Origin of the sequence: Pseudoalteromonas sp. CnMc7-15, from assembly GCF_022347925.1 — a bacterium.
Lineage (GTDB): Bacteria > Pseudomonadota > Gammaproteobacteria > Enterobacterales > Alteromonadaceae > Pseudoalteromonas > Pseudoalteromonas ruthenica.
The window spans coordinates 74,199-95,039 of the sequence record NZ_JAKRFT010000004.1 but is presented as its reverse complement, the minus strand read 5'-3'; the positions used below and the strand labels follow the sequence as shown (position 1 = coordinate 95,039).

At 46.7% G+C, this 20,841-nt stretch carries 18 protein-coding genes and 1 tRNA gene; 18 read left to right on the top strand and 1 reads right to left on the bottom strand.

Going from position 1 to position 20,841, the window contains the following annotated elements:
• Positions 1 to 59: 59 nt before the first annotated feature.
• The 18 genes from phhA (at position 60) to MHM95_RS10775 (ending at position 19,591) form a co-directional block, all read left to right on the top strand.
• Positions 60 to 857: a phenylalanine 4-monooxygenase gene (gene phhA, locus MHM95_RS10860; protein WP_026110982.1), complete on the top strand. Its 798-nt coding sequence runs from the start codon at positions 60 to 62 to the stop codon at positions 855 to 857.
• Between the two features lie 10 nt (positions 858 to 867).
• Positions 868 to 1,212, top strand: a complete 345-nt coding sequence (locus MHM95_RS10855; protein WP_022944020.1) for a 4a-hydroxytetrahydrobiopterin dehydratase — start codon at positions 868 to 870, stop codon at positions 1,210 to 1,212.
• Positions 1,213 to 1,329: 117 nt separating this feature from the next.
• A complete protein-coding gene (gene apt / locus MHM95_RS10850) occupies positions 1,330 to 1,875 on the top strand; it encodes an adenine phosphoribosyltransferase (RefSeq protein ID WP_045978110.1) in 546 nt (181 codons plus the stop codon).
• A gap of 2 nt (positions 1,876 to 1,877) precedes the next feature.
• Positions 1,878 to 4,235: a DNA polymerase III subunit gamma/tau gene (gene dnaX / locus MHM95_RS10845; protein WP_239385272.1), complete on the top strand. Its 2,358-nt coding sequence runs from the start codon at positions 1,878 to 1,880 to the stop codon at positions 4,233 to 4,235.
• A 58-nt stretch (positions 4,236 to 4,293) separates the two neighbouring features.
• Positions 4,294 to 4,620 carry a YbaB/EbfC family nucleoid-associated protein gene (locus tag MHM95_RS10840; RefSeq protein WP_022944023.1) on the top strand — a complete coding sequence of 109 codons (327 nt, stop codon included), beginning with the start codon at positions 4,294 to 4,296 and terminating at the stop codon, positions 4,618 to 4,620.
• Between the two features lie 126 nt (positions 4,621 to 4,746).
• Positions 4,747 to 5,910 (top strand): hybrid sensor histidine kinase/response regulator, encoded by a 1,164-nt coding sequence (locus MHM95_RS10835; protein ID WP_239385271.1) that lies wholly within the window; start codon positions 4,747 to 4,749, stop codon positions 5,908 to 5,910.
• Between the two features lie 137 nt (positions 5,911 to 6,047).
• A complete protein-coding gene (gene recR, locus MHM95_RS10830; RefSeq protein ID WP_022944025.1) occupies positions 6,048 to 6,659 on the top strand; it encodes a recombination mediator RecR in 612 nt (203 codons plus the stop codon).
• A 146-nt stretch (positions 6,660 to 6,805) separates the two neighbouring features.
• Positions 6,806 to 8,722 (top strand): molecular chaperone HtpG, encoded by a 1,917-nt coding sequence (htpG, locus tag MHM95_RS10825; protein ID WP_239385270.1) that lies wholly within the window; start codon positions 6,806 to 6,808, stop codon positions 8,720 to 8,722.
• A 120-nt stretch (positions 8,723 to 8,842) separates the two neighbouring features.
• A tRNA-Ala gene (locus tag MHM95_RS10820) sits at positions 8,843 to 8,918 on the top strand.
• A gap of 495 nt (positions 8,919 to 9,413) precedes the next feature.
• A complete protein-coding gene (locus MHM95_RS10815) occupies positions 9,414 to 10,601 on the top strand; it encodes a hypothetical protein (protein ID WP_239385269.1) in 1,188 nt (395 codons plus the stop codon).
• Between the two features lie 107 nt (positions 10,602 to 10,708).
• A complete protein-coding gene (locus MHM95_RS10810; protein WP_239385268.1) occupies positions 10,709 to 11,119 on the top strand; it encodes a hypothetical protein in 411 nt (136 codons plus the stop codon).
• A gap of 395 nt (positions 11,120 to 11,514) precedes the next feature.
• A complete protein-coding gene (locus MHM95_RS10805) occupies positions 11,515 to 12,231 on the top strand; it encodes a hypothetical protein (RefSeq protein WP_239385267.1) in 717 nt (238 codons plus the stop codon).
• A gap of 16 nt (positions 12,232 to 12,247) precedes the next feature.
• Entirely contained in the window at positions 12,248 to 12,991 is a 744-nt protein-coding gene (locus tag MHM95_RS10800) for a reprolysin-like metallopeptidase (RefSeq protein WP_022944030.1), read from the top strand.
• A 142-nt stretch (positions 12,992 to 13,133) separates the two neighbouring features.
• A complete protein-coding gene (locus MHM95_RS10795) occupies positions 13,134 to 14,162 on the top strand; it encodes an isoaspartyl peptidase/L-asparaginase (RefSeq protein ID WP_239385266.1) in 1,029 nt (342 codons plus the stop codon).
• A gap of 78 nt (positions 14,163 to 14,240) precedes the next feature.
• Complete coding sequence (locus MHM95_RS10790) at positions 14,241 to 14,669, top strand: CBS domain-containing protein (protein ID WP_026110983.1); 429 nt, start codon at positions 14,241 to 14,243, stop codon at positions 14,667 to 14,669.
• 132 nt (positions 14,670 to 14,801) lie between these two features.
• Positions 14,802 to 18,704, top strand: a complete 3,903-nt coding sequence (gene hrpA / locus MHM95_RS10785) for an ATP-dependent RNA helicase HrpA (protein ID WP_239385265.1) — start codon at positions 14,802 to 14,804, stop codon at positions 18,702 to 18,704.
• A 78-nt stretch (positions 18,705 to 18,782) separates the two neighbouring features.
• A complete protein-coding gene (locus MHM95_RS10780; RefSeq protein WP_022944034.1) occupies positions 18,783 to 19,154 on the top strand; it encodes a response regulator in 372 nt (123 codons plus the stop codon).
• Positions 19,155 to 19,291: 137 nt separating this feature from the next.
• Positions 19,292 to 19,591: a PilZ domain-containing protein gene (locus MHM95_RS10775; protein ID WP_022944035.1), complete on the top strand. Its 300-nt coding sequence runs from the start codon at positions 19,292 to 19,294 to the stop codon at positions 19,589 to 19,591.
• A gap of 9 nt (positions 19,592 to 19,600) precedes the next feature.
• Here MHM95_RS10775 and MHM95_RS10770 read toward each other — a convergent pair whose 3' ends face one another.
• A complete protein-coding gene (locus MHM95_RS10770) occupies positions 19,601 to 20,791 on the bottom strand; it encodes a class I SAM-dependent methyltransferase (protein WP_239385264.1) in 1,191 nt (396 codons plus the stop codon).
• Positions 20,792 to 20,841: the final 50 nt, after the last annotated feature.

The following is a 20,841-nucleotide window of genomic DNA, read 5'->3' as shown; positions in this document are numbered from 1 at the left end:
TCATTTGCGTCGTGCGTTTGCAGTGCAAACAAAAGCAAATGGGACAAGGTAAGGTAGTTATGGCTAAATCAAGTAAATACGTTTCTCGAACGCCGGATGAGAATGGCGTTATTCATTGGAGCGATGAAGAAAACCAAACCTGGGCCGAGTTGGTCGAACGCCAGTTGGCGTGCATTGAAGGGCGCGCTTGCGATGAGTATATCGAAGGCCTGAAAAAAATTAACTTGCCCACCGATCGTATTCCGCAGCTTAGCGAGCTCAATGAAGTACTCGAGCGCGAAACGGGTTGGCAGGTAGCGCCGGTCCCTGCGTTGATTGATTTTGACGAGTTTTTTCGTTTATTAGCGAACAAACAATTTCCTGTCGCCACGTTTATCCGCACTCGCGAGGAATTCGACTACTTACAAGAGCCGGATATTTTCCACGAGATCTTTGGCCATTGCGCTATGCTCACTAACCCGGACTTCGCTGAATTTACCCACAAGTACGGCCAGCTAGGCTATGCAGCAGACAAAAAAGACCGTGTCTACTTAGCGCGTTTATACTGGTTTACCGTTGAGTTTGGTTTGATGCAAACTAAAGACGGTCTTCGTATTTATGGCGGTGGTATTTTATCAAGCCCAGGCGAGACCAATTACGTGTACACCGATGAGCCCGAAATCAACCCAATAAATGTGTTGGATGTGCTGCGTACCCCTTATCGCATTGATATCATGCAGCCCGTGTACTACACCATTAACTCTATCCATGATTTATTTGAAATCTCGCAAATGGATTTAATGTCGATGGTAGCCAAGGCCAAAGAGCTTGGTTTGTTTGAACCTAAGTTTCCCCCTAAAGAGAAAAAAGCAAGTTAAGGAATTAGCAATGTCTGAATTAAGCGCACAAAAATGTGAAGCGTGTCGTGCCGATGCGCCCAAAGTATCAGATGAAGAGTTGGCCGAGTTAATTAAAGATATCCCAGATTGGGTGCCTGAAGTTCGTGACGGTATCATGCAATTAGAGCGCGTCTTTAAGTTTAAAAACTTTAAACAAGCGTTAGCCTTCACCAATGCGGTAGGTGATATGGCAGAAGAAGAAGGGCATCACCCAGGTCTTTTAACCGAGTGGGGTAAAGTGACAGTGACTTGGTGGTCTCACTCAATTAAAGGCTTGCATAAGAACGACTTTATCTGCGCGGCTAAAACCGACAAAGTGTTCGCATCGCTTTAAGCAATTGAGCTTTGCTTAAAAGGTCACCACACAAGGTGGCCTTTTTTATTGGCGGCTTCATTGTTGAGCACAACTTGCTATAATGCAGCGCTTGTCAGAACAAAAAATGAAATAACTATGAGTGCTGCTGATCTTCAATACATCAAGCAATCTATTGCCACAGTGCCAGATTACCCTAAGCCAGGCATCCAATTTCGCGATGTGACCACCTTGCTGGCCGATCCAAAGGCCTTAAAATTGACCATTGATAGCATGGTGAGCAAGTATAAAGACCAAGGCTTTACCAAAATCATTGGCACAGAGTCTCGCGGCTTTATCTTTGGTGCCCCTTTGGCTTATGTACTGGGCATTCCTTTTATTCCTGTGCGTAAGCCGGGCAAACTGCCGCGTGAGGTCATTGCACAAAGCTACCAGTTAGAATATGGTGAAGATATTCTTGAATTGCACAAAGATGCCATCGAACCCGGCGACAAAGTACTGCTCGTTGACGATTTACTCGCTACGGGCGGCACCATAGAAGCGACCGCCAAGCTGGTGGCCAAATTAGGCGGCCACGCCAGCGACGCAGCATTTGTGGTTTCTCTACCCGCTCTAGGTGGTGAACAGCGAGTGCGTGAGCAAGGTATCGATGTGTTCAAATTAGTTGAATTTGAAGGCGATTAAACATGAGCTATCAGGTTCTTGCCCGTAAGTGGCGACCGCAAACCTTTCATCAACTCGTGGGTCAAGACCATGTCAAACAAGCATTGGTTAATGCCTTAAACGAGCAGCGTTTGCACCACGCTTACTTGTTCACCGGCACTCGCGGTGTGGGCAAGACCACTATAGCCCGTATTTTTGCCAAAAGCCTGAACTGTGAGCAGGGTATCTCGGCACAGCCATGTGGTCAGTGTAGTACTTGTCTAGATATTGAAGCCGGTAAATACATTGACCTTATTGAGATCGATGCGGCATCGCGGACCAAGGTTGAAGACACCCGAGAGATTCTAGATAACGTGCAATATGCCCCGACTCGCGGGCAGTTCAAGGTTTACCTCATTGATGAAGTGCACATGCTTTCCAAGCACAGTTTTAATGCGCTGTTAAAAACATTGGAAGAGCCACCTGAGCACGTTAAGTTTCTGCTAGCGACGACCGATCCGCAAAAATTGCCTGTAACCATTTTATCTCGTTGTTTACAGTTCAATTTAAGTGCGCTGTCGGTGCAACAAATCAGTACTCAGTTAGCGCATGTGCTCAGCCAAGAGCAACTCGATTTTGAACAGCCAGCCTTGGCGGTGTTGGCTAAGGCTGCCGATGGCAGTATGCGAGATGCCCTGAGTTTAACCGATCAGGCTATTGCGCAAACCAATGGGCAGCTGCACGAGGGGCCGATTAAAGACATGCTCGGGCTGATGGATGTGCGCTATGCCCAGCAATTGCTCAGTGCGGTATTGCTCGGCGATGGCGATGAGCTGATCCAGCAAATTCGCAATTTAGCACAACACAACCCGAATTATATTGCTGTGCTTGATGACCTTTTGAATCTTACACACAGTGTGCAATTGACTCAGCTGGTGCCCAGTGCAGCGCTACTAAACGACCGTGACAGTGATTATATTACTGAGGTAGCAAACACTGCTGATACGCAACATATCCACTTGATTTATCAATTGTTGTTAGCGGGTAAGCGGGACCTACAATGGGCCAGCTCTGCGCAAGTGGGCTTTGAGATGTTAATGCTACGCCTGCTCGCTTTTGAACCACAGTATGGCACTTCGACCACATCGACGGCTCAACAGACGCCGTCTCGTGGTGATAATGAAGAAAAAACGGCGAACCTGCGGGCAATGCTAGCACGTAACAAGGCTGGGTTAGAAAATACTGCTCAGCCTCAGCCTCAGCCTCAGCCTCAGCCTCAGCCTCAGCCTCAGCCTCAGGAGCCACGCGTGGCGGCGCAGCAAAGTACTTCTGCCTCTGAACCGCAACGCGCAGAACCCGCCACGGGCACCGAACCTGCGCCAGCGCAATCCGTTGCAAATGGTGGCGATAATCAGGGGGCAAACGCAGCAAATTCCCAATATGAAGCTGACTCTCAAGATGATCAGCATCATGAAGCGATGGCCGCGCAGCAGTTTGAACAAGTGATGCAGCAGGCGCATGAACAAGGTTATCAACCCCACGCAGAGAATGCACAAACAGCAATGACCATTGAGCAGGGCGCAGAAGTAGCCGCCAATGCAGGTGCTGAGCAAGGCTCTGCAGCCGCTTCACCAGCGCAGCAGTTAGACCAATTGCAAGATGAGGCGCAGTCTGCCATTGCGCGTATCTTAAAAAACCGCAAATTGGGAACGGCGAGCAGGCCCGTGCAAGAGGATGATAGTGCAAAAAAGGCCGAGGCCCGAACTAAACGGGCCACCGCCGTAAGCACTGCGAGCCAAGAAACGGCTAATGCCGTTCCACCCGAAAAAACCAAAGCGCAGCGGCAACAATCGCCAGCGCAGCGGTTAATGGATAAACACCAGCCTGATCCACAAAAATTGGCCCCTGAGCTGGTGGAGCAACTAGAAGCGCCGGCTACACCGCGCAAAGAGTCGCAGCAAGAGCAAGTCGCTATCGCCGCACCTGAAGGCTTTGAAAGCAGTGTAAGTGATGTCAAATTTGCGCACCAACAGGATGACTGGGCACATATTATTGAGTCTATGGGTCTCGGTGGGCGTATTAGGCAGTTTGCCTTGCATAGTCGTTATCAAAAACAAGGCACGGAACTGACGTTGCATGTAGAGCAAAGCCAGCGTCATCTAGACAGCAGCGCGTTACGTGAGCGCCTACAACAAGGGTTAGCTGAGCACTTTAAAGAACCATTGAACGTGCAGATTGAATTTGTCGATGAATTGCAACAAACGCCGTTTTTAATTCAGCAAAGCATTGATGGCCAGCGCTATCAACAGGCGGTTGCTGCAGTGAAAGCAGATGAACACGTGCAGCAGCTGATGACGCAATTTTCAGCAATCTTGGACGAAAACTCGGTTCAAGCATTGTAATTTACGGCTGTTGGCCTTATCTTTGCCAGCAGAGCGATTTTTAACGAGAGAGAGCACTATGTTTAAAGGCGGAATGGGCAATATGATGAAGCAAGCGCAGCAAATGCAAGAGCGCATGCAAAAGGCCCAAGAAGAAATTGCCAATTTAGAAGTGACCGGTGAAGCCGGTGCGGGCTTAGTTAAAGTGACCATGTTAGGTAGCCACAATGTACGCCGCGTGGAAATCGATGAAAGCCTAATGGAAGATGACAAAGACATGATTGAAGACTTGCTTGCAGCCGCGTGCAATGACGCTGTACGTCGCGTAGCAGACGAAAGTCAAAAACGTATGTCTGAGGTAACTGGTGGGATGAACTTACCCCCAGGCATGAAAATGCCGTTCTAAATCTGCATCTAGATTTATGTGTTTAGCCCCGCTTTATAGCGGGGTTTTTTATTTCTTTAAGATAGCAAACACAGAGGCTCTTGAGGACTGCTACACTCAACTACAAAGGAAGAGGGAGCCGCTGTCATGAATGATATATTGGTGGTCGAAGATCAGGAGTTTGATTTTCGTATTATTAAAGCCATATTGGAAGAAAAGCACCACTCACTGACTCACGCTACTTCTGCTGAGCACGCGTTGGTTGAAATTCATCGCCATTTACCGGCACTTATTCTGATGGACATAGAAATGCCCGGTATGAATGGGTTAGAGCTCTGTCGGCAGCTTAAGCAGGATGATTACAGCGCCCATGTGCCCATCATTTTTATTAGCTCATACTCTGATCGCCAACATATTGATGATGCCTTTGCCGCCGGTGGCGTCGACTACATTGTTAAGCCCTTTAATAAAACTGAAGTACAACAACGGGTCAGTACCTACCTTATGCTGATAGAGGCAACGCATCGACAACAACAGATAAGCACGCTCAAAGATATTCTTTTGATGACCTCAGGGCTGGCACATGAACTCAATACGCCACTCGGAAATTGTCTAACAGCGAGTGGGTCGCTAGAGATGCAGAGTCAAACACTGCATCAAGCACTGAATAAAAAATCCCTAACCGCCAAAGCGTTAGATTCTGGCTTGCAGAAAATCGACCATGCCAACACCTTGCTGATGCGCAATTTGCTGAAAACCAGTGAAATGGTGGGTGAGTTTCAAACTATGTTTAATGACTACAGCACCCCAGACGGTGAAGCGATTAATATTCATGATATGGCATTAATGTTATTCGAGCCCTTCACTTACCAAAGTTACCCCTTCCGGCTTTCGTTTGATGTGCAAGGACAGCTGCATATGGATCACGGCAGCAATACCATACAGCGGGTCTTGTTGGAGTTGATGGCTAATAGCTGCAAACATGCTCAGTTAGAGCCGGGTGACAATTTAGACGTTGTGCTCAAGCTAGAGCAAAGGGGTCAATATGCGCAACTTATCTATGAAGATAACGCAGCGGAATTATCAGCCGAGCAAGCGGCGCAAATATTGTCACCCTTTTACACCACAGCACGAGCTAATGGAGCTTTAGGGCTTGGGGGAACCCGTATTGCCCAAGGCATTACCCTGCTGCTTAATGGCTCTATTGAAGTACAGGCGCTGCGCCCGCGTGGTGTGCGTTTTAGTATACAAGTGCCGCTACAGAGCCAATCTGGTTCACCTAATCGCTTGCAAGCAGGAGCGCGCTACTAAAAGCCCTTGAGCCTAAGTGCTGAAGCGCTTTATACTGGGGTTTTAGCGCTAAGGTCAATGTCTGTCTTGTGCTCTTGCCAACGCTTGTGGCTAGGCCACCGGTGTATTCATGACCTCTGTGGTACTTGGGATCCGTTATGCAATTATCTCCAAAATTAACGCAACTTGTTGACGCTTTACGCTGCCTACCAGGCATCGGCCCGAAATCAGCGCAGCGCATCGCTTTTCATTTATTAGAGCGAGACCGAGAAGGGGGGGCACAATTAGGGCAAGCCTTAAACCAAGCGATGCAAGACATTGGTCACTGCCAAAGCTGTCGTACCTTTACTGAGCAAGATATCTGCGAGTTATGTAGCAATATAAAGCGCCAAGATTCGGGCTTGTTATGTATTGTGGAATCACCCAGTGACGTCTTGGCGGTTGAACAAACAGGGCACTATCAAGGCTTATACTTCGTATTAATGGGTCACCTTTCGCCACTCGATGGTATTGGCCCGAATGAAATTGGCCTAGACGTGTTAGAGCAAAAGCTTGCCCAAGGCAGCATCAATGAAGTGATATTAGCGACCAACCCGACAGTTGAAGGCGAAACCACGGCTCATTATATTGCCCAGTTGTGTAAACAGTACAATGTCGGTGCGTCGCGCATCGCCCATGGTGTGCCCGTTGGAGGCGAGCTTGACTTAGTCGATGGTATGACGTTGTCCCATGCCTTCAACGGTCGTAAACAAGTGCAATATGAAAGCTGACTTTTAGAGAAGTCTGTTTACTTACAAAAAAGCGCCGTTAGGCGTTTTTTTTATGCGTACGCTCTTGAATCCGAGATGCAATACCCCATATACAGAGCATATCTGCTTCCCAGACATGCTGGGATTGTTTGCTAACGGAGAGAGAAATGACAGCAACATCAGAAAAAGAAACGCTCGGCTTTCAAACCGAAGTAAAGCAACTGCTTAACTTAATGATCCACTCTTTGTATTCCAATAAAGAGATTTTCCTACGTGAGTTGGTTTCTAATGCGTCAGATGCGGCAGACAAGCTGCGTTTCTTGGCGTTAGAAAATGACAGTTTGTATGAAGGCGATGCCGACTTAAAAGTGCGTATTAGCGCCGATAAAGATAAAAAAACGGTCACCATCAGCGATAACGGCATAGGCATGAACCGCGATGAAGTGGTGAGTGCATTGGGCACGATTGCCAAATCGGGTACTGCTGAGTTTTTCCAAAACCTTACCGGAGATAAAGCTAAAGACTCGCAACTTATTGGTCAATTCGGCGTGGGTTTCTACTCAGCCTTTATTGTTGCCGACGAAGTGACTGTGCGCACGCGTAAGGCCGGCGAAAGCCAGGCTGTTGAATGGCAGTCAAAAGGCGAGGGTGAGTACACACTAGCGAATATTGACAAGCCGAGTCGAGGCACTGAGATTATTCTACATCTGCGCGATGATGAAACAGAGTTCCTTGATGACTTCCGTCTACGCGGTATCGTGACTAAATACTCAGACCATATTTCGATTCCGGTGGAAATGTATCGCGAGCCAGTGCCTGAATCTGAAGGCTCTGACGGTGAGAAAATTGAAGCCAAGCCCGGTGAGTGGGAAGCTATTAACAAAGCTGAAGCCTTATGGACACGTGATAAATCTGAAATCAGTGATGAAGAATATCAAGAATTCTACAAGCATGTAGGCCACGATTGGGAAGAGCCACTGACTTGGGCCCACAATAAAGTAGAAGGTAAAACTGAATACACTAGCCTGCTTTACATTCCTAAGCGTGCACCGTTTGATTTGTATAATCGCGACCGCCAAAACGGCTTAAAACTCTATGTGCAACGCGTCTTTATCATGGATGACGCAGAGCAGTTTATGCCTGGCTACTTACGCTTTGTAAAAGGTTTGCTTGATTCCAATGATTTACCATTGAACGTGTCTCGTGAAATTTTACAAGACAACAAAGTGACCCAGGCGATCCGCAAAGGCTGTACCTCGCGGGTATTAAAAATGCTTGACCGCATGGGCAAAAACAAGCCTGAGCAGTACCAGACTTTCTGGAATGAGTTTGGTGGGGTGATTAAAGAAGGCCCAGCTGAAGATATGGCTAACAAAGAAGCCATTGCCAAGCTGCTGCGCTTTGCTTCAACGCACAGCGATGAAGCAACTCAAAATGTATCACTAGAGCAATACATTGAGCGCATGGATGAAGGCCAAGACAAGATTTACTACGTTGTGGCTGATAGCTTTGAAGCAGCGAAAAACTCACCGCATTTGGAGATTTTCCGTAAAAAAGGCATCGAAGTATTACTGCTGAGCGATCGTGTTGACGAGTGGATGATGAGCCACCTTACTGAGTTCCAAGAAAAGCAGTTCCAGTCGATTACTCGTGGCGATCTTGACTTAGGTGACTTGGACGACGAAGAAAGTAAAAAAGCGCAAGAAGAGTCGGAGAAGGAAGTAGCGGGACTTTTAGAGCGCATCAAAGAGGTGCTTAGCGATAAAGTTAAAGAAGTACGCTTTACCCATCGCTTAACTGACTCGCCAGCCTGTGTTGTTGCCGATGAGAACGACATGAGCTCGCAAATGATCAAGTTGATGGAATCAGTTGGGCAGCAAGCGCCGGAAACCAAGCCGGTGTTCGAGCTTAACCCTGAGCACCAACTAGTGAAACATTTAAATGATGAGCAAGACGAAGATAAGTTCAAGCAGTGGTCAGAAGTATTGCTTGACCAAGCACTATTGGCTGAGCGCGGCAGCTTAAAAGACCCAGCTGGCTTTGTTAGTCGACTGAATAAACTCATGCTTGATTTAAACAAGTAAACAGTTCCCAACCGAAAGGCCCGAGCAATAGCTCGGGTTTTTTTATTGATAAATTCATAAAAAACGGAAGGTTAGGGGTTTTCAAGCGAGTTAAAAGAACATAGAATAACGTCGTGTTTTGGGGCTATAGCTCAGCTGGGAGAGCGCTTGCATGGCATGCAAGAGGTCGGCGGTTCGATCCCGCCTAGCTCCACCAATCACTTCTTTTCCTTACCAGTACATTGATTCCCTTTTTTTAAGTTGCGAATATCTGATCTTACAGTTTAGATGAACAGGTTTAGACTTCATCTGACTGGCAGCTATGAGCAAAGAATAGACGTTCTCTAGCTAGCCTTGGCAGTGCCATCCTAATGCCAGCAAGAATGTTGCTCCAGCCAATACGTTTCTTTCAAAGCTTGCCATCTACAAAGACTTCATAACAATCAGTTTGGTTTGCTTTAAACAACTCCAACTTATGCGTTATAGCTTTACCACTATAGGAATCTGTAATTTCAATCACTCTACGTAGCTCGGGAATACGCTGAACTGCAGTATCACTCTGTTCGCATTGTGCCGAGGCGACGTTTACTTTATTGTATGATTTAAGGTAATTTTTGAGTTTCATTAGTGTCTATACATACTTGGGCTCTTACCTTACAAGGAAGTGTACCTTGCCGGGTCTCGCTAATAAGTTGTTAGGTTTGGAGGTTTGATGAAAGCTTTATTTTTGGGAGCAGGAGCGTCTTACGAAGTAGGTATGCCATTAGTATGGGAGTTTACTAATGTACTAAGACGAGTGGTTTTAAAACGGATAGATACAAACCTCTTTAACTTCAAAAATGACTTAGAGTTGAAAAATGAGTTCATTTCGTTATTTGAAAACCATGATTTACACTATGAGCAAATAGTTGCCCATTTAGAGAACCTATATCTTAGAGCCCGAGGTGATACCTATAAAAGGAATGTTGTTCATGGCATCATTATTCAATTAACCGAAACTATTCAGCTTTTATTGTTAGAGGATCAAAGTTTAATCAAAGAGCTGCTAACTCATCGCGTAAAAGATTATTATGGCCTGAAAGAGTACCTTTCCAGAAGAGAACCTACATTTGTATACTCGCTAAACCATGACGTGGTATTCGAAGAAATTTGTACACATCTCTCTCTCCCACTCTCTGATGGTTTCTATGATGACTCGCGAGGCTTTGGAAATATAGCACCATTTTCGTCAATATCATCTAAACAGTTAGAAAGTGGTGAATTAAACTTTTTTAAAAATGATACATTCGGGCTTAATCTCGTGAAATTGCATGGTTCACTGGATATATTCGCGATTGAAGACATGGACTACTTCATTAAAGCTAAGGCTTTAGGTCAATACGTTGGTGGTCATATTGATTCAATTGTATCTATAGAGAAGAGCAATGCACTGATTTGTCAGCGTGATCAGTACCGAGTGACAAATGAGTTAACAGTCGAAGACGATAATGGGAAAATACAGTTTCTGCGAAGATCTTTGCTTTCTGGTGGCAACAAATTCAAAAATGAAATGTCACAAATCGCACCAGCTACGTTACTTGATTACTTCAAGCAAAGCTTGAACCAAATCAGTGAACTAACGGTTATTGGTTATAGTTTTGGAGATGGTCATATCAACGATATTCTTGGTGCTTGGGCCTCTAAACCAGAAAAGTTAGTACGAGTGTTCGACCCTTACATGACTGAAATCCCAGAATGTTTAGGAGAACATGAAGTTGAAGTTCAGATCGTAAACGGAGGTTTTACTGATTTTTGCTTAATGTGTGATTCATCAGAAGAACCATATCAAAATAAGTCGATGCGAGATGTTCTTGATACTGTAAGACTGGGCTTGAAACATCGGCGAGAAAAACAAACCTAACAAGTTACTCAAAAGGAAGAAAAAAGCTTGACTTGCACTCCTTCGTCACCAACTTTAGCCAATCATTTTTGCGCCAATTAGTAAGACATTATAAGCACAGGGAACTCATGCTTAATACTCTAGTTATGTTGTCTTTTTTAAGTTTCCCTAGTTTAGCTAGCGTTACTCCTACGGATATCGAATTAAATCCTGAAAAAGCATTTTGCTTAGGGTTTACTTTAGATCGACCAGGTGACGAATACGTTGGGTTAAACTACCCTAAAGTGATAAACCAAAAATGGGTTCCAGTATCAACGATGGTTGAATATAGTTTTAATCAAAATCCAATTTTCATAACGAGAACAAATTTTGATAAAACTAATAAACAAGAGCAGATGGTAATTCTTGGTTTTCACAAAACGATGCATTCAGGTGGTGATGCTGCGGTATCAATTACCTATCAATGTCTTGATAAATGTGGAACTGATTACTTAAAAAAACTATACAGTACCGTCTATCGTCAAATATGTTCAAGCTAAGGTGCAACATTGCTTATAACAAGCCAATTAAGTGGAACTAAAAACAGTTTGATCGGCTTAGCTTGGCTACACTTTTTAGCCTCTTATTGGGGAGCCATTGGTACAAATGCGCCTGTCAGACTTGATTGAATTCTCTTAATCGAACCTGACTGATGAACCTTTATTCACTTCCCCCTTGGCGTTAGCAAAAGGAGTTTATGAGTACGCATAAGTACCATAAATGGGTATATTTGTTATTAAAATGTAAACTTATGTAAATGTCATAACCCATTGTATAGCATAGGCTTATTTGTAAATCTCAACAATTAATGCTTGATTATCGAACAATTGTTAATTGAAAATTTATATTTGTATGATTATTCTGCGTTCCAAAATAACTAATAACGGAACGTATCATGCGGTGGATATTTTTAGCGCTTATCAGCGTGAGTGCAGGTGCACTTCTTTGGATTTATCTTGGGCAGCAAGGCCCAAGCACTCATCATAACGCAACAATCGAAACAACCGAGCAGCAACCTCCTGTTGCACAAATATCAATACACAAACAAGCGGTCACTGAACCGAAAAGCAGTCCCCAACCTTTGTTAAAGACACCAGCGAAGCACGATAAGCATCAGCCTACTGACTTTGGTGTTGCCTCGGTCAATAAGGTATCGAAAACCGCGCAAGCAAAGCTGCAAGAGGCGGGCGTGATCCCAACCGACTTACGCAATGAAGCCTATGTGGAATTTGACCTGAGCGCGTTGCGTGCCCTTGAAGCCGGTGACACTTTTGAACTGATGATACCGCAAACTCAAGAGAGCTTTGTTGCTGAAGTAAATAACGTCAGTGTCGCTGAAAATGGCGATAGGAGTGTGTTTGGTGCGGTAACAGGGGCAGGGGGGCGTTTTCATACCACGGTATTAACTGTTGGAAAAGACGCCGTCTATGGTCAGCTGACAGCACCCAGTGGCAATTATGTTTTTGAATCGAAAAACGAGCATGGATGGATAGCGGCAAAACGTGATCTTTATCGCCAGCACCAAGAGCAAGAGATGCATGCAAGTAGTCACCAAGCTGACGCCAACCCGGAAAATTTCAATCCTCAATTTACAACCACCCCCACTAACTAAAAATAAGGGAACAATAATGAAAAAACTCGTAAAATCAGCGCTTATTGCAAGTGCTATGGGTGCGTCAATGGCGCAAGCAGCGACGATTGATATTGGTATTTTGTATACTGATGAAGCAGCAGCGGCTACAGGTAATATTAATACAAAGATCAATCAGTTGATTGCTTTTGCGAATCAGGTTTACAGTCAAAACGGTATTGATCTACAGCTTCGTGTTGCTGGCCAACAAAACCTAGGTAATTACAGTATCAGTCCCTCAAGCAGTTGGTTGAACTCAGTGACCAATGCTTCGAGTGTTCAAAACCTGCGTAATAGCTGGGGAGCCGATATGATGGCTGTGCTAGGTAAAGGGGCGGGCTCGAATGGTTATATTACCTGCGGTATTGCTTGGGTAGGCCAAGGCAGCAGTGCTTCTGGTAACTTATATGCGTCTACCTCAAACAACATGTATAGCATTACCGCAGTGGACTGTGGAGCAACCACCTTTGTTCATGAACTAGGACATAATCAAGGCTTGGCCCATTCACGCAAACAAGGCGATACCAGTGGCGGTGTGTATGTCGATGGCATGGGTCACGGCGTTGATAATCAATTTGCCAGCATTATGGCCTACCCACATGTATTTGGCAGTGCCACGCAATATGATTACTTTGCCAATCCAAACTGGAGTGTAAACGGTCTGCCTTACGGCATAACTGGGCAAGCGTATGCCTGGAAAACCGTGGAAGCAACGAAAAACAGTATCGCCAACTTTAAATAGTATTCCCCCTGAATGAGGAGCACCACTGTGGTGCTCTTTTTTATCACTGCCGTTAATCGCATCAGGTTGCCAATCGTTATCCAAGCGCCCATAGTATTTGGCGAATAATAACAAAAGCCCTAGGCCATAAACGGAGAGCCTCATGAAGTCTATACTTTATACATTCGCAGCACTGAGTGCTTTAGCAGCGCAACCTGCTATGGCTGACGATGAACCCTTTGCCATTGCTATCCATGGTGGTGCTGGCACCATCGAAAAAGCCCGCTTCACTGCGGAGCAAGAAAAAGCCTATCGCGATAAACTCAAGCAGGCGGTTGAAGCCGGCTACCAAGTATTAGCGCAAGGAGGTGAAAGCCTAGATGCAGTCAATGCGGCGATCAATGTACTGGAAGATTCTCCTTATTTTAATGCCGGCAAGGGGGCCGTTTATACCTATGATGGCACTCATGAGCTCGATGCCTCGATCATGGATGGACGTACGCGCCAAGCTGGTGCCGTAGCTGGAGTAAAGCACATTAAAAACCCTATTAACTTGGCACGCTTAGTAATGACGGACTCTGTTCATGTGCTGCTCAGCGGTGCAGGGGCTGAAGCATTTGCTCAGCAGCAGGGGGTGGAGAAGGTTGATAACAGTTATTTTGATACAGAGCATCGTTATGAAGCCTTGCTCAAAGCAAAACAAAAATTAGATAAAGCCAAGCCCGCAAGTCAAGACTACCAAGCTCGTCATCAAGCGTTACCAACATCCTACAAAATGGGTACAGTCGGCGCCGTAGCTTTGGATAAACACGGTAATATGGCAGCGGGTACATCAACAGGAGGCATGACAGCGAAGCGCTTTGGTCGTATTGGTGATTCTCCGATCATTGGCGCGGGGACATTCGCCGACAATGAGTCTTGTGCGGTTTCAGCAACCGGCCACGGTGAGTTTTTCATCCGTTATCAAGTGGCGAGCGACATTTGCGCACGTGTGCAATATCAGCAAAAAAGCATAGCGCAGGCGGGTAAAGAGGTTATTTTTGGACCTATGTTTGACGCTGGTGGCACCGGAGGAGTCATCATTGTTGATGGCAAAGGGAACATCAGCATGCCGTTTAATACCAAAGGTATGTATCGCGCTAGCAAGTCATCAACCAGTGACACCTATGTAGCGATTTTTAAAGACGAATAAATCCTTCAAAGATATAAGCAATTTTGTAAACGCCAACTATAGTTAGCTATGTTGGCGTTTACTTATTTGGGGGTGCCTATGCAATCAATCAAAGTCGCTGATTATTACAACCATAGACCAGTAAAATTCAAAGCCACTATGCCGATTGAAACGGCTGTAGAGAGGCTATTACAAAGCGGTCAAACCGGAGGACCTGTTGTCGACGACCTCGGAACCATCATCGGTTTCGTGTCGGAGCAGGATTGCTTACAACATATGTTGACATCCACTTACCAAAATGAAGCACATACAGTTGTTGGTGATGTCATGACCAAAGAGCCACTGTGTGTGACGCCAGAGGAGAGTGTGATGACGCTCGCCGAAAATATGAAAGTTGATAAGCCGAAAATGTATCCGGTATGTGATGAACAAGGTAAGTTACTCGGGATTATCACTCGCGCGCACATCCTACTGGCATTGGATAAGCATCTGCATTGTAATTATACGTCCGGACATCGATTTGTTTAGTGTTGCTGTAGGCTCTGATTAATAGCCAAAAAGGCCCAGCCATCGGCATTCAGAGCTTAATACCCGGTACACTTGGCGCTCATAGTTTGCTAAGCTTAGCGACCATTTTTAAGTCGTTAATTAGGGGCCTGAGTGTCAGCAAGCAAGCCGTTGTATGGTAAACTCTCCGAGTGTTTGAAAAAGGACCAGTTTGTATTAAAAAGGCGCCTACAAGGCGCTGATAAGATTTCCGACTCCGAGAAGCAACAAAGCGTACTGGCCAAAATTGAGCAGGCGATAGAGCACAGCATCAGCCAGCACGCACAACGCCTTGAACAACTGCCAAAGCCGCAATTCCCAGCAGCCCTGCCGGTTAGCGATAAACGTGAAGACATAAAAGCGGCAATAGCGAAGCACCAAGTGGTGATTGTCGCCGGTGAGACCGGTTCGGGTAAGACGACTCAGCTGCCGAAGATTTGCTTAGAGTTAGGCCGTGGCGTCGAGGGCTTGATTGGCCACACTCAACCACGTCGATTAGCCGCTCGCAGTGTAGCAGCGCGTATTGCCGAAGAGCTCCATAGCCAAATCGGCGAAACCGTCGGTTTTAAAATACGCTTTAGCGACCAGGTCAGTGAACGCAGCTACATTAAGCTGATGACCGACGGTATCTTACTTGCAGAGATACAAAACGACCGCTACTTGAATCAATACGACACTATTATTATCGATGAGGCGCACGAGCGCAGTTTAAACATCGACTTTATCCTCGGCTATTTAAAGAACCTGCTACCCAAGCGCCCGGATCTTAAAGTAATTATCACCTCAGCGACCATCGACCCAGAGCGTTTTTCTCGTCACTTTAATGACGCCCCAATCATTGAAGTCTCCGGGCGTACATATCCCGTTGAAGTACGTTATCGGCCCTTAACCGAGATACAAGGCGGTGACGACAACCAAGATGAGAATGATCAACTGCAGGGTATTTTTGATGCTGTAGATGAGCTCTACAGCGAAGGCCCTGGCGATATTTTGATTTTCATGAATGGTGAGCGCGAAATTCGGGATACCGCCGATGCCTTGAGCAAGCGCAACTTAAAGCATACCGAAGTGCTGCCTTTGTATGCGCGATTATCCAATGCCGAACAAAATCGCATATTCCACCCCGGTAATAAACGCCGTATTGTGCTCGCCACGAATGTGGCCGAAACCTCACTGACGGTTCCTGGGATCCGCTATGTCATAGACCCGGGTACGGCGCGTATTAGCCGCTACAGTTACCGCACTAAAGTCCAGCGCCTACCTATTGAAGCGGTGTCGCAAGCCAGCGCCAATCAACGTAAGGGCCGGTGTGGTCGGGTTGAAGCGGGGGTGTGTATACGTTTATACAGCGAAGAAGATTTTCTTGGTCGTCCAGAATTTACTGACCCAGAAATTCTACGTACTAACTTGGCGTCGGTCATTCTGCAAATGCTGGGTTTGGGGCTTGGTGATATTAGCCAGTTCCCTTTTGTACAGCCGCCGGATAGCCGCAACATCAACGATGGTGTGCGCCTGCTTGAAGAGCTCGAAGCAGTGCAAGCGAGCAAACATAAAGGGCGGACCAAGCTCACTAAGTTGGGGCGCGACCTAGCGCGTTTGCCGCTGGACCCTCGGTTAGCGAAGATGGTGCTTAGCAGTGTCTCCATGGGGGCGATGCGTGAAGTGATAGTGATTGCAGCGGCGTTAGCTATCCAAGATCCCAGAGAGCGTCCGCAAGAGAAAAAAGCCAAGGCCGATGAGCTGCATGCGCGCTTCGATGATGAGCATTCTGATTTCATCGCGTTCTTGAATTTGTGGCATTATTTGGAGCAGCAACAGCAAGCGCTCACCAACAATCAATTCCGCAGGTTGTGCCAAAAAGAGTTTCTGGCATATATGCGTATTCGTGAGTGGCAAGATATTGTTTATCAAGTCACGACAATTTGTAACGAAATGGGCCTAAAGGACAGTAACAACGAGCCTGAACATGAGGCGATACATCAGGCGCTGTTGAGCGGGTTACTCAGCCATATTGGCCAAAAAGACGAAAAGAATGCGTTTTATCAGGGCGCACGCAACAGTCAGTTTCATATTTTCCCAGGCTCCAACCTGTTTAAAAAGCGCCCCAAGTGGGTGATGTCTGCCGAGCTGGTGGAAACTTCCAAGTTATATGCTCGCATCAATGCCAAAATTGATGTGAGTTGGCTGGCGCCCCTAGCACAGCACTTGGTGAAACGCAGTTACAGTGAACCGCACTGGCAGAAAAAAGCCGGCGCAGTGATCGCCTTTGAACAACAAACTCTGTATGGCCTCACTATCGTGGCGCGTAAGCGCAGTCAGTACGATAAAATTGACCCGACCCTTAGCCGAGAAATATTTATTCGCACGGCCTTGGTCGAGCAAGAGCTCGGCGCCAGTGAAGCGTTTTTGCAAGTTAACCGTGAGCTTATCGAAGAAGTTCAAGATTTAGAGAACAAGGCACGCCGACGCGATATTTTAGTGGATGAGCAAGCGCTGTTTGATTTCTATGACCAACACATCCCTGGTGATATATGTAATCGCGTTAGCTTCTTGAAGTGGTACAAAGAACAAAAGCGTCACAACAAACGCTTTTTGTTCATGCGCAAAGAAGACCTGATGCAGCACGGGGCCACTGAGATCACGGCGGATAGCTACCCGGATGTGTGGATGCAAGGCAACCTAGTGCTGCCGTTGCAATATAACTTTGAACCCGGGCAAGACGTCGATGGGGTGGCGGTGCAAATTCCCTTGGCGCTGCTCAACCAAGTCAGCGGCGAAGGTTTTGATTGGCATATTCCGGCGCTGCGCCATGAGTTGGTGTGCGCTCTTATCAAATCATTACCGAAAACCCAACGTCGCAACTTTGTGCCGGCACCGAATTACGCGGACGCGGTGCTCAGCTCTGTAGAGCCACTGCAAGGGTCGTTGCGTGAGGCGCTGGCGCTGCGCCTATTTCGCATGACCGGGGCCAAAGTGGACGCTGGGGACTTTGATACAAGCGCCTTGGATGAGCACCTGCGCATGGCGTTTGAAGTGCGTGATGATAAGGGTAAGTTAGTGGCCCGTGGTTATGACTTAGAGGCCTTAAAAACACAACTTGCAGATAAAGTGAGTAATACCCTATCGCAGGTCGCGGATAAAGGCATTGAGCGCGAAGGCTTAGTGGAATGGCAATTTGACTCTTTACCCCAGTCCTATGTGAAAAAACAAGGTCAATACGAGGTCAAAGCCTTTGTTGCCTTGGTCGACAAAAAAGACAGCACGGCGATTGAGCTATTCGATTCACCAAGCAAAGCATCTGCAGCGCACCAGATGGGTCTGCGACGCATGGTGCTTTTGAATATTCCTTCGCCAATTAAGTATTTGCAACAGAATTTACCGAATAAAGCCAAACTAGGTTTGTATTTTAACCCCTTTGGTAAAGTGCAATTGCTGATTGATGATTGTATCGCCGCTGGGGTTGATAAGCTTCTGGAGCAATGCGGGGAAATCCGAGACGCTGAAGCGTTTAATAAAGCCAAAGAGTTTATTCGCGGCGAACTGGGCGACACTGTGGTGGCGATCGCTTTGCAAGTGGAGCAGGTGTTGAGTTTGGCCCACGGTATCCATAAGCGTATGCGTGGCAAAGTGGACTTAACCATGATCACCGCTCACGGTGATATTAAAAGCCAATTGGAAAGCCTCGTCTTTAAAGGCTTCGTTAGCCATCATGGGGCGCATAAAATGGCCGATTTATGCCGTTATATGAAAGCCATAGATAAACGTTTGGAAAAACTACCGGTGGACCCTAACCGCGACCGCTTGTGTACCCTTGAGCTGGATAAAGTAGCGCAGGCGTACCATAAGTGTTTGGCCAAACACCCTAAAGGCGAGCCCCAGCCGCCGGCCTTGCAAGCGCTGTTTTGGATGCAGCAAGAGCTACGTGTATCGTTATTCGCGCAAACGCTGGGAACCCCTTATCCGGTTTCTGCAAAACGGGTGTTGAACGCAATTAATGACTATCTCGCCGAGAGTTAACTTGCATTCGCGCTAAGCTGAGGTAACTTTATATTATTAGAGTGATTCAGATGCTCGCCGACAAGGATAGGGAATAAGTTGAATAATCACGGCAAAGCTAAGCTATTAGTAGTCGATGACGAATATTTTAATTTTACACTGTATGCTCAAGCACTTGGTCAACAGTACCAATTGCAGTATGTTGATTCGGGCAAGCAGTGCCTGAACGAGGCCATCAATCAGCACCCGGACGCCATCATGCTCGATGTGTGTATGCCGGGGCTTGATGGCTTCGACACCTGTCGTATGTTAAAAAACACCCCAGAAACGCAAGATATTCCGGTGTTGATGATTTCCGGGCTCGAATCCCCCCATGCCAAGCAACAAGGGTACGCCGCTGGCTGTGATGCCTACTTCGTAAAACCATTATCTTTCAATGAGTTATTGGATAGCTTGCAAACCCTTATTTAATCCGAGTATGCTGCCTATAGCAACACATGTTTCGCCCGTTTAAATGGGCTTTGTGGTGCGACCCCAACTGCGGCATGCGTAGGTAGGTAGTGATAGGCCTGCGATCGGCTGCTGTAAAGCACAAAAGGAGAACAACAATGCTTTATGACGACGATAAGCGCGGCTTTATGCGTATGATGGTGAATGCTCAAGCAAAGCTTGAGGTATCACACAATGATAAATATTTGCAGTTAACGGCAACCTGCCGCGACTTGAGCGCCACAGGCATGCAGTTACTGGTCGATGAACCCATCGACCCGGGCGCCACGGTAAAAGTGGATATCAACTCACCCGATGGGTCGGTGCCGCCACTAAAAGCACTGACCCAGGTCGTGCGTTGTACGCAAGACGACCAGGGACAGTACTGCATTGGCGTGGAAATGCTTGATATTAATTAGGCTGAAGCGTTAATAAACTTTGCAGATCAGCCCCTTGAGGTAAAAGCCTTCAGGGTAAGCACCTCCGATAGGGTGATCGGCGGCCTGATTTAAGCGCTCGACAATGAGTAGCTCTCTATTGGCGTCTAGGGCAGCATCGGCGACCACTTTTTGAAATAAGTTTTGCTCCATGAGTCCCGAACACGAAAACGTCAGTAAAGTGCCGCCTGGCTTAAGCAGCTGCATCGCCAACATATTGATATCCTTATAGCCTCGGCATGCGCCGTTGAGCTGTGCCTTGGAGTCGGCAAACTTGGGTGGATCCATGACGATGGTATCAAAGGTGCGTCCTTCGCTGCGGTATTCACGAAGTAGCTTAAATACGTCTTGTTTGACAAACTCAGCGCGTCCCAAGTCTAACTCATTGTGCTGCACATTGTGCTTGGCAATATCAAGGGCTTGCTGTGATACATCGACATTGATCACCTTAGAGCAGCCACCGCGCAAGGCATATAAACCAAACGTGCCGGTGTAACAAAAGCAATTTAATACTTCCTTGTCTTTGGAGAAGCGCTCTAGGGCGGCGCGGCTGTCTCGTTGGTCGAGATAAAAGCCGGTTTTATGGCCTTGCAGAATATCCACCTCGCAGGTGAGGCCATTTTCTTTTATCAACACCGGGTGCTCTGGCGCCGTGCCGGATAGCACGCCGGTTGTTGGCGCTAATCCTTCTTTTTTACGCACCTCGACATCTGAGCGTTCGTAAACATGACAAGAAGGGAACAGTTCCACTAACGCGGCGACTATCTCACCTTTGTGACGCTCTGCACCGGCACTTAACAACTGACAGACTAAGTAGTTATCAAATTTATCTATTGTTACTCCAGGAAGGCCGTCAGATTCACCGGCACATAGGCGGAAACCGGTTAACTGGCCTTCGTCAATAGTGTGCTGGCGGGCATCAAGAGCCCGAGCTAAACGGCGATAGAAGAACGCCTGGTCGATAGATTCTTGTTCGTCAAAGCTCCATACCCGAGCGCGAATTTGTGACTGTGGGCTATAAGCGGCCGTAGCCAAGTATGTTCCCTGACTGTCGTAAACGGTGACCGTGTCACCTAGGCCGAGGTTGCCTTTGGTTTTCTTAATTGCTTTTGAAAAGATCCACGGGTGTTTACGTTTCAGTGATTTTTCGCGTCCTGCTTGAAGATAAATCGCACCGGCCATTGAGCCTCCTAATAATTCCTAGAGTGAGTATGTTGAAGCTGCTGTGCACT

Bases quoted from the DNA above. Each gene is read 5' to 3' on its own strand.
- MHM95_RS10790 (WP_026110983.1), top strand. From the start codon at position 14,241: ATGCAATCAATCAAAGTCGCTGATTATTACAACCATAGACCAGTAAAA.
- dnaX (WP_239385272.1), top strand. From the start codon at position 1,878: ATGAGCTATCAGGTTCTTGCCCGTAAGTGGCGACCGCAAACCTTTCAT.
- apt (WP_045978110.1), top strand. From the start codon at position 1,330: ATGAGTGCTGCTGATCTTCAATACATCAAGCAATCTATTGCCACAGTG.
- MHM95_RS10770 (WP_239385264.1), bottom strand. From the start codon at position 20,791: ATGGCCGGTGCGATTTATCTTCAAGCAGGACGCGAAAAATCACTGAAA.
- MHM95_RS10815 (WP_239385269.1), top strand. From the start codon at position 9,414: ATGAAAGCTTTATTTTTGGGAGCAGGAGCGTCTTACGAAGTAGGTATG.
- htpG (WP_239385270.1), top strand. From the start codon at position 6,806: ATGACAGCAACATCAGAAAAAGAAACGCTCGGCTTTCAAACCGAAGTA.
- MHM95_RS10800 (WP_022944030.1), top strand. From the start codon at position 12,248: ATGAAAAAACTCGTAAAATCAGCGCTTATTGCAAGTGCTATGGGTGCG.
- MHM95_RS10795 (WP_239385266.1), top strand. From the start codon at position 13,134: ATGAAGTCTATACTTTATACATTCGCAGCACTGAGTGCTTTAGCAGCG.
- MHM95_RS10835 (WP_239385271.1), top strand. From the start codon at position 4,747: ATGAATGATATATTGGTGGTCGAAGATCAGGAGTTTGATTTTCGTATT.
- MHM95_RS10775 (WP_022944035.1), top strand. From the start codon at position 19,292: ATGCTTTATGACGACGATAAGCGCGGCTTTATGCGTATGATGGTGAAT.
- MHM95_RS10805 (WP_239385267.1), top strand. From the start codon at position 11,515: ATGCGGTGGATATTTTTAGCGCTTATCAGCGTGAGTGCAGGTGCACTT.
- MHM95_RS10855 (WP_022944020.1), top strand. From the start codon at position 868: ATGTCTGAATTAAGCGCACAAAAATGTGAAGCGTGTCGTGCCGATGCG.
- MHM95_RS10840 (WP_022944023.1), top strand. From the start codon at position 4,294: ATGTTTAAAGGCGGAATGGGCAATATGATGAAGCAAGCGCAGCAAATG.
- recR (WP_022944025.1), top strand. From the start codon at position 6,048: ATGCAATTATCTCCAAAATTAACGCAACTTGTTGACGCTTTACGCTGC.
- MHM95_RS10810 (WP_239385268.1), top strand. From the start codon at position 10,709: ATGCTTAATACTCTAGTTATGTTGTCTTTTTTAAGTTTCCCTAGTTTA.
- phhA (WP_026110982.1), top strand. From the start codon at position 60: ATGGCTAAATCAAGTAAATACGTTTCTCGAACGCCGGATGAGAATGGC.